Origin of the sequence: Chloracidobacterium sp. (genome assembly GCA_016720705.1) — a bacterium.
GTDB lineage: Bacteria > Acidobacteriota > Blastocatellia > Pyrinomonadales > Pyrinomonadaceae > OLB17.
On the sequence record JADKKB010000006.1, the window covers coordinates 1 to 13897 of the forward strand.

Genomic DNA, 13897 nt, shown 5'->3' on the forward strand with positions numbered 1-13897 from the left:
CTTCTGATGAAATTTTGAAGTAGATCTATATTCATTACTTTAGTCGCATCAAAGGAATTTCAGCACGTCGCTCTCGTTCCTCGGACCAAATGGAATAGATTTACGCCCACCAGCATCAAATAACGCGAGCGGCGCCAGAATGAGTGATATCTTGAGTCTATTTAGCATGGATCTAAATTTTGCGAAAGTTGACTGACGCGCGACGGCAGTCGTCGTAAAATCGAACATCCTCAGGAAGGCAGTGCAGGGGGCATTCTTAGTCAATCGGGTTCTCGGCGAATTCAATATCAGGTGCGAAACCAGAGTAGGTTTCGCTCTACGACGAACTAACTAACGCGGCAATTTTTTTCACTGGATAAAGCGCTGTCAACACCGATCCCAATCCGATGCCTCGAGAAAACGTCCTTTTTATGACTTCAGGAACGATCGTGATTACCCCCACGTAGAATGTCCAGTAGTAGTTCACCGTGGGCGTGTTCTGATGTTGCGAAGACTTGGAGGAGGATCTGGCATCGCTTACGAACTCTGAATGACGCGATTCAAACGGTCATACACGCCAAGCTCGTCGTGATGCTCCTCGCATCGACCTTTGTTGCGAGAGAACGCGACCATCGACCGTATTCTTTGTTGGAAGAATCGCGGTGGCCGCCCCTCTTTTTATTTGCATTATTCCACCGCCGCCCCGCCGCCGCTCCGTAAACCTACGGTTCCCAGAGAGTAAAGGGTAGGCAAACACATTAAGTCTCGATTAGCTGGATCGATGTTGCCGAGCCGGTAGAGACGTCAACGCAAAAAGCACGCACGGATTTCTCTACTTTCCGTGCGTGCTTTCGCGATCGACCATTGAGGAATTATGCTATTGATCTACTCTCAGTCAGCAATTTTCCAAATACATATTGATAAGGAGTACAAGAATGGAGCTATTACCCAGAACTTCGGAGCTCGATTACCGAACAAAATTCTTAAATGACCCTTGTTTTATCAGGGTCTGATATATCGCTATAAAATAATTTTCCGTCGGCTAAGAGATAGAGCTTTTTGCCTCTAAATGTCATGTCGAAAATCACCGCGAGGCTTAAACTCAATCTTCTTCCATTTCGGATCATCACGGTTGCGTATGACGATTATCTCGTTAGGGCCGAAAGCGGCGATCGAAGAACCATAGGTGATCCGCTGAAGGCTTTATCTACGCCGCTGGATTCTTTGGTCCAAGTTTTTCCGCTATCTTCCGTACGAAGGATCAGCCCTTCTCCACCGACGATAAACCCGACTGATTCATTCATCATTTTCATGTTCATGACCTTGAATTGTGCGTCATCAGGAATGTTGGAGTAGTCGACCCAGTTGCCGCCGTTGTCCATCGAACGTAAAAGCTTTCCTCCGCTTAATAGCATCCATCCATTTCTGCCAACAAAATCGACGGCGGCGATCCCGCCATCCTCCCATTTTCCCCTGCCATAAAATCTCGAATCGGGATTCCTTTTCTTTAGAACCCAAAAGAGCCGGCCCAGGTCTTAAGAAGGACGGAAACACCGACCGGTCAGAAGTAGTGGTCATTCGGGTAGGTCCCCATAAAGTGGTTCTTGGGAATTTGTTGTCAGGGTAAATAAAGTCGGTCAATGTCAGATTCGAATACTCGCTTCCGACGGAGATATTCCACACTTGCGTCGTGTTCTCGCAGTTAGCATAAACCGCTATTGAGTCAGAAAGGACTTTCGCGTTCAACGGGAAACACAGATCGTCCAAATCAAATACCTTTGCGTCATCTGCTTTCCTGGTCAGACCGCCATCGACCGATCGAAAAGCATCTGTAATTCTGAATGATGTTTGATTTGTCAAACTCCCATCTTCACCGATTTCAACCATGCCTTTTGACCGATTGCGACGATTCTGCCATCGGACGAAGCAAACGCAAATAGTTGAAACGAAGTAGGAATTTCGATCCACTTGAATTGATCCACTGGCGCGAAAGGCGGAGTTGTTGCGAGATTCGATGAAGTTGCTGCTTCCGGATGATCGAGCACCTGACATCCGGCAGAGCAAGCAACTAACAGAGCCATCGAACAAACTATCTTTCCAAAATCAAATTTGAACATAATCTCCCCTTCGAAACGTAATTAACTTGTCAACTCAATTATTTGTTACAGACAATTCTCACAATATTCTCTGGCCACACCTATTTGCTTCGACAGAGTTTGCCTGACGCACTCTTATGTTGCCAGTGAGGGTAATCCTTCCTTGCCATGGTACTTGCAGGTCGGCTAAAACCGTACTTCTCAATATTTGTTTGACAGTTTTCCCCTTTGCCGGCCCTTGCGTCAGAACCTTAGGTAAGTATGTTGTGTCAATATCAAGTGCGGTTCCGCCGCCGTGATTGCTTGTTCCGGGGAACGCGGCCGCTAATATATTTCCGGTAGGGTTTCGGCTTTCGGCGAGCTACAGCCGCCTCATTCTCCTGTTGTTTGTTCCAATAGTCTTGCTGGACCGAAAACGGACGGTAAGCTTCATTTATACCCAGCCAAATTCCGCCCATCGAAATTTCCGTCACGCAGAAATTAAGTCGTCGTACATAGTGGCCGCAACATAAGGATTGTTCGCCCCAGCTCCATCCCCGGTCCAATTGACTACCGAAAGTTTCTTGAGTATTGGTATGTCGCAAGGGCCAAATAGTGTTGGTGGCGCGGACACATTGGCAGTAGTTCCTGCTCCTGGAAGGGCGGCGGAGCGGAAAGGGTTGCGGTTGCCGTGTCAAGTTGCCAAAAATAGGTCGGAGTTCCAAACGTCCCTGCATAGCTGTGGCCGCCGCCGAAAAGATTTCCTAAGATCCCCGTAAGAAAACTTCCCAGCCAGTTCGAATGCTTGTACCGGTTCCACCGGAATGCCCGCCTAAAGTTGGAAAGGTAGTATAAATAGTCGAATATCGCGGTGGAGTCCGTCCAAACCACTTGGATCAACTTTGTTGATCGGATCGTTAGTAACATAGGCATAAAGATTCAAGGTCTGAGGACTAAGTATCTTAACAGAACCCATCTTGATTGGATCGACAGTTGCGAACCGGCCCTGCTGCGAATCGTAGTACCTATTGTTAGCGTAATCCAATCCAGTCGAAGCACTTCGGTCGTAAGTCGTGAATCTACGATTTGTTGAGCCTGTAGATTCGCTGTCGAGCGAGGTTCCAAATGGCAATGTGTTCTGCTCAAACGAAGTTCCCGTACCCGGATCGGTGACTATCCGGGTTCCGAGTTGATCAGCGTGGTTAAACTGGACAGTTTCACCGCTTCCGTTTTTGGTTTGGGTCGCAAGCAAAGAGCCTCCGAGATAGATATAGTTCTTGACCCACGTCAAAACCTGTCCCGCACCTTCGGAGTATTCGCTTATGACCGATCCACCCTCTACGGCGTAATAGGTCAGATTTGTCGAGTTCTCATCGCCATCTTGTGAGACAACCCGCTCACGTCCAATCCCGTAGGTGTATGTCGCTATGGTCGTTCCGTTATCCGCCTTCACTTTTACCATGCGTCCGGCAGCGTCGTATTGGAATCGTAACGCCGAGCCGTCTTTTTGCATCGCGCGAGTTTGATTTCCGGCCAGATCGTATTCAAAACCGGTGGTAGTTATCCGGTTTGAAGTCGCATCAAACGCAAGCGTTGCATGTCCGTCACGCGGGATTTCCTTATTCTGATTATTCGGAGCACTGCTTCGTCTTCGATACGCCGATGGCACAGCAATGTCGTTGCTCGTTCCATACTGTGACGAAGTAACCTGTCCGTTCGAACTTTGCGTTATGTACCAAACACCAGTCGAAGGCCGGTAAACTGCTATATCTTCTTTTCCGTCACCGTCGTAGTCAGCCGAAACCGGTATGTCCCCAAATTGGAGCCCGCCAAATGTAACGGCGTAATACTGCCACGTCGTACTCGGCAGAACATACCAAACACCGGTCGAGGGCCGCCAGACAGCCAGATCGGTTTTGTGATCGCCGTCATAGTCCGATGCCACCGGCACGTCGCCGGGAATACCCCACTGGAATTGGAGTACCTGATTGGTCGCACTCGTCAAAATATATACGTACCAAGTGCCGCCCGTTGGCCTCCATACAGTAATATCGGCGCTGCCATCCCCATCGTAATCACCGACGATTGAACATCACCAAACTGCTGTCCCCCAAAAGTCACTACGTACCAACTGTTGTCAGAACTTCTTGTGATATACCATTCTCCGGACGAAGGGCGCCAAACGGCAACATCGGCTTTTCCATCACCGTCGTAATCAGCCGGAACGATCGCATCTCCTTTTTGACCGAAACTTCGCGTAAAGGTACTGCCGTCCGAACTCTTCTTGATAGTCCAAAGACCATTGTTCGGATTCCAAATTGCTATATCGGTTTTCCCGTCGCCATCGTAATCAGCCGGTGCGATCTGATTGCCACTTGCACCAAGTTGGGTTGAGCTGTTCTGTCCTGTCTGACTGTTTTTTATAGTCCATGTTCCTACTGGAACCGAACTGACCGATCTATTCCAAGTCGAATAATCGGCTTTACTATCACCGTCAAAATCAAACGGCGTGCCCGGTGTAGTCAAATTCACACTGGTGGAAGTTTGCTCACTTTGTTTATTGGGATCTAACGGGCTTGGTTTTGATTCGTTTTCCGTTTCTCTATTAAGTATGCTCAGATCAGCTACTTTCTCTAACAATACATCTTTGGTCAGCAACGAGGATTTCGGAACAACATCGTCAATTATTTTGTCCCGTTCTTTTTTTGTTGCTTGTTGCCTGATCTTGTACACGAAGAGCCTCAAAACCCAATGCTGTAACAGATAGTCTGTTTCCGAACCGATCATAAGTGTATCCCTGCGACCAGGTTTGATTTAGGCCACCCGTAACTTTTTGAGTCGAGAGAGCTTGTCGTATTCATACAGCCGATCTTTTATTCCGGTTAAGATTGTCAGTAATACCGGTTATCTGTCCACTTCCGCCTGTTGAACAAGAGCATTGCTGATATTGGTATGAAAGGTCCAGAAGAGTAGCACTTCCTCGCAAAACCTTTTGGTTCTGTAGGTTTCCGGACTGCAAATTGTAGTCGTACTGTTCTGTTATCTGGTTCGCTCCAGCTGGTCCGATTTTGACGGAAGTTACCTGATCGAGATTGTTGTAAACAAAACTCGATGCATAATTCACATTATCCACCTTTAAGCTGCTTCGTCGTCCCACTTGATCGAACGTGTGGTTAATATTCTTCCGGGGACTATTTCCCATTCCATACTGAGCCGGATAGTATTCGTCTGTGACTCGATTCAACGAGTCGTAAACGTAATTGGTCGCCATGGGAAAATCCGGACGACTTGCCAACGTCGTTTTCTTTTCCGTTATCCGGCCGAACAAGTCATAGAGGAAATTATTTGTTACCACCCTCTGCGGATTTCCTCCAACTGCAGTTTCAGTATATATGCCAGTGACCTGAGAAACGTTCCCGGTCGGTTGGTATTCAAACTTGACACTTGGACTTGGCAGAACATTCGCAGCCCCATTAGTTTCGTAGGTAACTGAGAACAAGCGGTTAAGCGGATCGATGATAAGTTCTGGGATTGCGGGATTTTGGTAGGAGTAGGTGGTTTTTACACCACGAGCGTCTGTCGATGTTTTTACGTTAGACATTTCATCGTAAGTAAACACATCAGACCATAGCCCGGTTTGAGCCCCCACAAACGTGCCATTTACATCCAGACTGGAGTTTGTTTCCGCCATCTTTTGAGCGGTAATCCTCCCCATGGAATCGTATCGGAATTTGCGTTCTTGGACTCCCTGTTCAGTCCGAACTAACTGTCCCAACCTGTCAAAGGAATATTTGGTTAATAGGCCGTTTGTCGAAACGGAGCCGTCACCGTCAGGATTTGGCTCAACAACTTCAGCCACGTTACCATCAGCATCCGTTCGGTGCCATTTCTCGCGACCTGTCGGATCTTTTATGCGAAAAGTGTGGCCAAGACCTAGGGTTGCAACACTGGGACGCATCACTTCATCGTAATAATTATTCTTCTCGCTTCCGTCAGGACTCCTTGATTTCTCGACTCGGCCAATCGAATCATAAAAATCTCTGACCAATAGACCCCGTGAGAGTTCTCGTTACTTTTGAACGGATTAGAAGTCCTTTTGGTTCGACCTTGGTCATCATATTCTGTTTCGACAACATCAAAAGTCTCGGTTCCATCTTGGTTGGTTCGCGATAGGGATTCCTGACGATAAGGCAGACTCAAACCATTCACTCGGGTTATCTGTTTTCCGACCACCTCTCCGCCGCTCGAATAACCCCGTTTGCGTGTACGCGATTCAAATCATCATAGTCTTCTACCGCGTAGGCCCCTGTTGGAGAAACACTTTTCTTCAATCTCCAATTCGATGAATCGTACTCGGACGACGCTGTTTTTTGGTTCGCATCCGTAACTGTTAGCGGAAGACCTGTATTATAATTGTACGTCGCACTTGTTGTAATTTGGGAGTTTGGAACGTTACCACTTCCTTGCATTACCACTTCGGGGTAGGCAAATCCGTCGCGGACGCGTAAGTGGTAAATGTCATATCCATTCCTATTGCCGAGGGGCTGTAGTTGACAACATTTCCGACCGAATCGTACGTACGACCATCAATATTTAGTCCGTCAAGGGTTGTATTTGTGACTACATTGTACTTTATTATGTTGGAAAGATTCCCACGTTCTGCCATGAACTCAGCCGGACACGGTGATCCCTGACAAAATGCCCCATAATTCTGGATTACATTATTAATTTTGAAAATTGGAGCCACGTCGTATCTTAGCTGCGTGTGGTCAATCCTATTGTTTGCGCCGTCAAACACATCCTCCGTGGTCTTCAGGTTAATTAAACGCGGTAGAGAGGCCCACTCGTTTTCCGTTAATGACCCGTCGTTTTTATCGGTGTATTGCGTTACGGTTTTGCGCAGTGTTTCATTGTTAAATCCGACTTCATGCATTTCCAGAACACGGTTAAAGGGTCCGTAAACGTCGAATATGGATTTTTCGTCAGAGCGACGTTATTTTCTATCTCGGAGTGCGTCACTGACATTGGGCGCGGCGTCGTTAAGTTATACGTCGCTGTATTGTTGTGAGCCGAGAACGAAAGCGTACCAGTCCCCCAATCCACCTCATCGATTGATCGCAAGACATTGTCCCGATCCCGATACTCGGTCTTGTAGGTTATCCCGTCTTTCGCCTTTTCCGCCTCGCTGCTCGAATAAGTTTTGTTGAACGAATATTCGGTGGTTTTACCCGCCTGATACGGCAGCGTAATGGTTGTTGTCCTCGGATTTGCATCCCAATCGACGGCGTAGGTTGTGATGGCTGGAGATGAAGGGTTAGGCATCCCGTCCCAAGTCTCGGTAACAGTCGTGTATTCTGGAACGTCGGGTATAGATGCCGTTGTGTTCTCCGGATACGAATAGACGCGGCAACGCGAAACAATGGGACTTGGAGCGATACTTCCAGTCGAGGAATTAAAACTCATGCCTCTCTGCTCTTCAACCTTACGAATCATTCCGTAAGGAGAATACGAATCGGAATCTCCAAACCAATACCCCGTGTTTGTTGACGGATAGTAAATCGCAGATAATACTTTTATCGAGTTATTGTCATCTCGGACCTTGGGATTGAGGCCATCAAAATTGTACGCAAGAGTGTGATCCTTGTAATTAAGCCGGACGAATGTTCTTTCAGTGACTACGCTTGTATTGGGATCGGGAAGGCCCGGTGCGGTTATACTTGTTAGATAATGTTTGCCGCCGATTTGGGTGTAGTTAAAAGTATAAATCCGTCCCAACGTATCCTTGATGTAATTGATAAACCTTCCGTCCTGAGGAGCATGGTAGAAAATGTTCATCACGTTGCCGTGCTTATCGACGACAGAAGTAGGAACCATTGTTATCGGGCTTCCCTCAGTTATACAGCCGCCCGTAGCATACCACGCTGTATATCCGATAGTTGATCCGTCGGGATATTTCAGATAAGTTGCATTAGCCGCGTTGTAGCAAGTCTGGCCATTAATCACGCTTCCGTTCAAAACGCTTCGGGCTTTTATAAACGAACCGTCATTGCTTTGCCCTTCGAAGATTTTTCTGTTCGACTCAATTTTGACGCTGCCCGCAAAGAACTTCTTAGAACCACTTCCGTCGAACTGAACGATACCTCCTCCGGCAAAATGAATCAGCTTTCCAAACCCAATTCCCCATCCCGGAGCAACTGGATCCTTGTCCATATCATAGGAAATGTCGCCACCCATTTTGGTCCAAACCCGCGAATTGTAGCTTAAGCTAAGATTCAAATCCAGCCCGGCTCGGCCCGGAACCGAGATAACCGGCGCCGCAATACTGAAGTTACTATTTTCTTTTGGTTTGCCTGGTGTTTCACCACGCTGGTTTCTCGGATGGCCAGCAAATACTATGTTATCCGGGTTCCAGTCTTCAAATGGAAGAAGGTTCTGTTGACTTGGAGAATTATCCTCTTTCTTGATTATAGTGCTTTCCGTTACTTGCTGTTCGACCACGTCGATTGTCCAGCCTTGGCTCTTACTCGCGCCTTCAACACGCAGGTTATATTGTCCGACACTCTTCAGAGTCAAAATCCCAATAGGCTCCGACTCGACCCTGCCTTCAGGAGTTTCAATCTCCCACATGAGCCTGACACCTGAAACCGGAATATCGTTAGCGTCATATGGAATCGCGTCAACCTGAACGAAAGATCCTGTAGATGCCGTTTCTGGGAAGGAGGCCCCGAATCGGACGACCTGAGAATCACGCGATTCCTAGGTTTCCTGTTGCTTCGTTTTAGCCGGGAACACGTAGTCGATTATCCTCTCGACAAGACCGCTAGTAGCACTATAGAACGCCAAATATTGGTAGCCACCACGAACGGCCCCTGAAAATTCCTTTGGTGCACTTGGAGTCGATAACGACAAGATACTAACGATCAACAGCGCGGACACCAACCGTCGATTGACCATCGAAGAGAACGCTTGTACCAAGCCTTTTAGGGAGTTCCCGATGACCGCCCCCCAACGACGAAAAGCAGCGAAGCATCTACGGCCGATAGTTTCATTCACACAACAAGCAAGAAATTTCATAGATTTTTCCCCAATGCCGATAAATAGCGATAAGGTTAGCCCACTTATACCGTCAATTGTGAGCGTATAAACAACTTCAGGCGACCCGTCATGGACCCAGCCATGTCGTCAGCGGAACTCGTAAGTTCAATAATGTTGAGGGTTGCTCCAATCGTTCGAGATCGAGCGTCTCAACAATTCTGCGGTTTCTTAGTTTCTTCTTGGACATGGGCTCTCCAATAAGTATGTGTAAATGGAAAAACTAATTGCGGCTTGGGAACAGGCGAAGGGATTTCTCTTGTGAGGAGTCTTTCGATTCGGGAGTTCAAAGCCAGCATTTGCAAATAACAAGTGCAATCAAGAAAGCCGGTTCCTTAGATAATGCCAGTGAGGCGGCTCAATCACAATGTTTCCGGCATTAAATACTACTGTTAAAGCAATGTCAAACCGAGGTTGAAAAAGTATCCTCATTCGAATCGCAGAGACGTCTGACCCAAGTAAATGCGCCAGTTGCCAATCATTCTTCTAACTTTCTGCATGAGAACCACCTCGACTCAGATCGAGGGGGATCGGGTTCAGCATACGAGGTCTCGACTGTGGTGTTCGGCAGTCAGGAAGGCACCTCGGTGCAGAAGCGGCAATCGCGCTTTTTTGCCCCAAGGCAATCAGCGTGTCGATATGCACTTGGAAGGCGAACTGTTGCATGGATGTTCCGTCTGTTACTGTGCTGTTTCGGAGAGGAAATTATTGGAGAAAAACAAAACGGGTAACGACATTCGATACCCGTAACGTGTTAAGTTAATTGGCTCCGCAGGTAAGACTCGAACTTACAACCCTTTGGTTAGCAGCGGAACGCATTCTGAAATGATTCCGCTAATGTTCTCACTTTGATTTCGACTCCTGTCGGGTATTCGGTTGCTCGACAAGACCCAACATGATCAGGTCGTTTGACGAAGGGGGCGGCGGACAGGTTCTCAATATCAGGAAATGGCAATGCCGGGCCTTTCCACGTTCTGTCCGAAGTAGGAGTTCCGACCAGAAAGAGTGTCAGTGCTTCGTCACGCACCTTGCCAATTGGTACGGCCCACAGACTAAATCGATGGGGATCTATCTTTGAATACAGGTAGAAGTAATTTCTATGTATCATCGAGCGGCCTTGCGACACGTAATTTCTATCCTTTTTCTCCCAGACTACACCTTCGAGATCTTCTAGCTTTTCGGGGAATGATCCCCGCTTCTGATGAAACTTTAGTAGATCTCTATTCATTACCCTAGTCGCATCAAAGGGTATTTCTGCACGTCGCTCTCGTTCCTCGGACCAAAGGGAGTAAATGTACACGCCCAATGTAAACCTCCCGCGATTAGTACCAGCTGGGAATACACATTTCCGGTTTTGTGTTTTGTGAGATATTCGCTGGGAGGCATGCCTCCCAGAGCATCAAACGACCAAGTTCTCATTAACCCGAAAACTCCAGTTTAGACTGGTAACAATCTTGGGAGGTTTACACCGCGGGCGGTTGCGGTTGCGGTTCTAGATCAACTCCGATGTACAACGTCAGAACGGTTTCGCCTGTCGATGATCGAGTTCCTTGTCTGTCAACACCGATCCTAAATCGATGCCTCGAGAAACCGTCTTTGTAAAATCAGGTCCGCCCCGGTCTATTGCAGGATTGAAAGAACTTTAACCAAATAACAAAAGGAGGCAGGTCTGTTCTATCGTCAAAAAGCACCCAACCAACTCGATCTCACACTTTCAACCGTGTGCCTGTCACACGTGCACTTGACACCAAAGGTAACTTCATCGATGACCCCGTCCTCGGAAGTTCACCATTGGCGAGTTCTGATACTGTGACGGACTAGGAGTAGAACTCGGCATCGCGTACGAACGCTCGTTAACCCTGTTCAAGCGATCATATGTATAGCTTGTCGTAATGCTTCTCGCGTCTACCTTGCTCGCGTGAGATTGCGGCTATTTATACCGTTCCTTTGCTGGAAGAATCGCGTTACCTGACCCTCGTATTTTCTCTGTCTAGTTCTCAAAATTTGTAAGAGGTTGAAATGCCTGTAATTTCTTTTTGGGAGGAATCATTCGCCGTAACTGATCTTTGGTAGATTCGAATTCGTGCCATTCAATCTCAACGCCATCAACCAATTCATCATATATTGGAACGAGCTTCCGTATACCCTTAAACCGACAGTACCCTTTCTCGTCATCGATTAATAACTCTTCTTCGGAAAGTTTTCCATGACTAATAGCCTTATCTAAAGCCTCCTCCGGGCTGTCTGCTTCAATTAGAATTAGGTTCTCCCAAACCAAAAAAGCTGTTTGCAATTTCGTGTCATCCTTTTCAAAAACCAGGATTTCGTAAGAGATGTACCACTTAATTTGTATTGAGTTACTAAAGTTTCTCATATCGCTTGTCTTATTTTATGCTGTTTCTCTTTGCTCCGATTGCTTTAAGGGCAGTATTAATCTTCTGTATTGAGCCCGCGTTCTCAGGATTGGCTTTTGCCGCTTTTAAATATTCTGCCTGAGCGGCTACACCGCCCCCAACCGCTGCCGCCGCCTTTGCATTCCATTCATTCTTAATATTCTGTTTACCTCCTTTTGCCATCTGCAAAATGGTTGGGGCAGCACAGGCGCAATTCGGATATCCAGCAGTGGAACTCGCTACTGCAGTCGCGACATTTGTTGCAGAATTCGGGGTCGATGGAAGTCGGGGAACATTTGGCGTCAACATATCAGGACCTCCATTCCATATCAGGAAGCCGATCGAACCCACGCTCAAAACTGCCGGCACCGTAATGGGATTACTGAGAATTCCACCTGCCGCGCCTGCCGCGCTAGAGAAAATTGGAAATTCAATTATAATTGGAGCGCCAGCGGCTAAAATCATTACCCCATCAGGCCCTGGCGTTCCCGCTAGAGAAAGACTACCGTCTGCGTTATGATACGCATAATTTCCAATCAAGTGCCTATTTGCCGCAATGAATGCGTCACTACCATGAAGCGAGGCAATCAATGAATATCCACCGTTTCCATCACGCCACCCATTTTTATTATTTGGACCATAGGTCGCTTGACCTTCTGCACTATTATATACATCATCTTCGATCCATTCGTAATTCTCGCCGTCTTTCGTTACCCACTGTAAGCCGCTGGGATCAGTAATATTAACGGGATTGTTCAAGGAATATGAATAGGCATTCCAACTCTGCGGTTCAATATCTAGGGCACCAGCATTTCCAAAGTCAATCGAACTAAACCTTCCAAGCCTGTTCGCATACATCCGAGCCATCGCAAAATCGAGATCTGTTTCTCCGTCAATTTCGTACCCTGTGAATTGCTTCCTTATAGTGTCATCCGCGTATCCGAGGACGGAAGTGCGCTGCGACGTGGCAATCTCTTCGCCGAAAGGATGGTAGTCGTGACGGGAAGCGACTGCTCCCGTAACGTCGGTGTTGATCCGGGGCGAGCCTAAGTGGTCGGCGGTTAGATACGCGACCTTTGCCGTTGAAGCATCGGCGACGATCGTCGAGTATTCTGCGATTTGCTTTCCGGCGGCGTCGTAGACGAAGATCGTGGTTTCTCCTGTGCCCGGAACGTACTTCTTGACGCGTTTACCATCGCCATCGTAAAAGTACTCTCCAACAGTTCCGCTGCTTGTCGAAGCTTTTACTTGTTTGTTTTCGCCGTCGTAGACGAATATCTGGCCGTTTGCGTCGGTTAGGGTGTTTCCAGCGGCGTCGTAGGTGTAGTCTTGGCCGGAATTCATCCGGTTGTTGTTGCCGCTGTTGATGCCCGGATTTAGCTGCTTTCTGAGCGTCGCACACAGTTCCGTATTGGAGTTGCAAAGCTTATCGAAACCAGCAAACGACGTATTAGACTCGACAAAGTTACGATTGCCATAACGGTCGAAACTAAAATCCTGCCGCCAGGTCTGAGTGTCGTTGTACGTCTCGTTCGCGTCATCCAGTCGATTTAACGAATCGTATGTGTAAGTCTGCACAAATGGATGAGCAAGCCCCATGAAATTGATAGTCTGCGTCAACACATTCCCATTATTCGCCGTCGTCCCGTAAGTGAAATCAAGGTCTAACTTGTCCGTCCCACCCTGAACCGTCCCCAAAGCGATCTGTGTCGGCTGAAGCCTCGAGTTGAACTGCGTCGATTCGAACTTTCCATTGCCGAGTTTCAGAAGCGTCCAACCCATTGCTTGCTCCTTGAAAGCTAGCTAAAAGCCAATCAAAAGAAATGCGATACCCCAACGCATCTAGGCTACTTATTCAGCTTCTCGTTCCTCACATTTGTCTGGCGGTGAATGAACTCCCTTTCGTAAAAATTCGATGTCGGTCAACAACCAAAGATCGTTCTCCAAATATGCGTGCATGAATCCCTTTAGTCGCTCCACGCTTCCATCGCCGTAAGAGACAGTTACGCACCCAAATACCATAACCCAACCTTTGGAATTTGGATCCGGCGTGACAGCCTTTCGAGAATCAAAGGCGTCTGCATAAAACATCGATTGTTTCCGCTGCTTAATGAATTTTTCTTTGCCAAGCGGTTCGTATAATATCTTATACAACTCTTCCCATTTTCGCTTCTTGTTTAGAGCGACGAACATATCAATTTGAGCGTTCAAGTTTTCGCGAACTCTCAATGAATGGGAAGCGACAAAATCCTTGTCCCCCGTTATTTGGCCAAAACATGGAGGTACGAACAAAAGTAGGCCCAATAAGGCAAACACGCTTGGTTTGTGGATAATTAAAGTCATAACATTTTACCTCAA

General features: G+C 47.4%; 9 protein-coding genes. All 9 read right to left on the minus strand.

The features are described from left to right. Positions 1-1124: 1124 nt before the first annotated feature. A complete protein-coding gene (locus tag IPQ00_07160) occupies positions 1125-1394 on the minus strand; it encodes a hypothetical protein (GenBank protein ID MBL0240337.1) in 270 nt (89 codons plus the stop codon). Positions 1395-2886: 1492 nt separating this feature from the next. After that, positions 2887-4059 (minus strand): VCBS repeat-containing protein, encoded by a 1173-nt coding sequence (locus IPQ00_07165; protein MBL0240338.1) that lies wholly within the window; start codon positions 4057-4059, stop codon positions 2887-2889. Then, the gene (locus IPQ00_07170) at positions 4056-4841 is read right to left on the minus strand and encodes a VCBS repeat-containing protein (GenBank protein ID MBL0240339.1); all 786 of its coding nucleotides are present in this window, start codon (positions 4839-4841) and stop codon (positions 4056-4058) included. Before IPQ00_07170 ends, IPQ00_07165 begins: the two co-directional genes overlap by 4 nt. 70 nt (positions 4842-4911) lie before the next feature. After that, positions 4912-6102 (minus strand): hypothetical protein, encoded by a 1191-nt coding sequence (locus tag IPQ00_07175; protein MBL0240340.1) that lies wholly within the window; start codon positions 6100-6102, stop codon positions 4912-4914. Between the two features lie 839 nt (positions 6103-6941). Further along, positions 6942-8681 (minus strand): hypothetical protein, encoded by a 1740-nt coding sequence (locus tag IPQ00_07180; protein ID MBL0240341.1) that lies wholly within the window; start codon positions 8679-8681, stop codon positions 6942-6944. A 1267-nt stretch (positions 8682-9948) separates the two neighbouring features. Next, complete coding sequence (locus IPQ00_07185; protein ID MBL0240342.1) at positions 9949-10374, minus strand: hypothetical protein; 426 nt, start codon at positions 10372-10374, stop codon at positions 9949-9951. A 762-nt stretch (positions 10375-11136) separates the two neighbouring features. Then, positions 11137-11520: a DUF4288 domain-containing protein gene (locus IPQ00_07190; GenBank protein ID MBL0240343.1), complete on the minus strand. Its 384-nt coding sequence runs from the start codon at positions 11518-11520 to the stop codon at positions 11137-11139. A gap of 10 nt (positions 11521-11530) precedes the next feature. Continuing rightward, positions 11531-13237, minus strand: coding sequence for an RHS repeat-associated core domain-containing protein (locus IPQ00_07195; GenBank protein MBL0240344.1), 1707 nt, complete (start codon positions 13235-13237; stop codon positions 11531-11533). A gap of 153 nt (positions 13238-13390) precedes the next feature. After that, entirely contained in the window at positions 13391-13882 is a 492-nt protein-coding gene (locus IPQ00_07200; GenBank protein ID MBL0240345.1) for a hypothetical protein, read from the minus strand. Positions 13883-13897: the final 15 nt, after the last annotated feature.

Excerpts from the sequence above, each read along its gene's own strand:
- IPQ00_07160 (MBL0240337.1), bottom strand. The coding sequence starts at position 1,394 with ATGCTATTAAGCGGAGGAAAGCTTTTACGTTCGATGGACAACGGCGGC.
- IPQ00_07170 (MBL0240339.1), bottom strand. The coding sequence starts at position 4,841 with ATGATCGGTTCGGAAACAGACTATCTGTTACAGCATTGGGTTTTGAGG.
- IPQ00_07180 (MBL0240341.1), bottom strand. The coding sequence starts at position 8,681 with ATGTGGGAGATTGAAACTCCTGAAGGCAGGGTCGAGTCGGAGCCTATT.
- IPQ00_07185 (MBL0240342.1), bottom strand. The coding sequence starts at position 10,374 with ATGAATAGAGATCTACTAAAGTTTCATCAGAAGCGGGGATCATTCCCC.
- IPQ00_07190 (MBL0240343.1), bottom strand. The coding sequence starts at position 11,520 with ATGAGAAACTTTAGTAACTCAATACAAATTAAGTGGTACATCTCTTAC.
- IPQ00_07200 (MBL0240345.1), bottom strand. The coding sequence starts at position 13,882 with ATGACTTTAATTATCCACAAACCAAGCGTGTTTGCCTTATTGGGCCTA.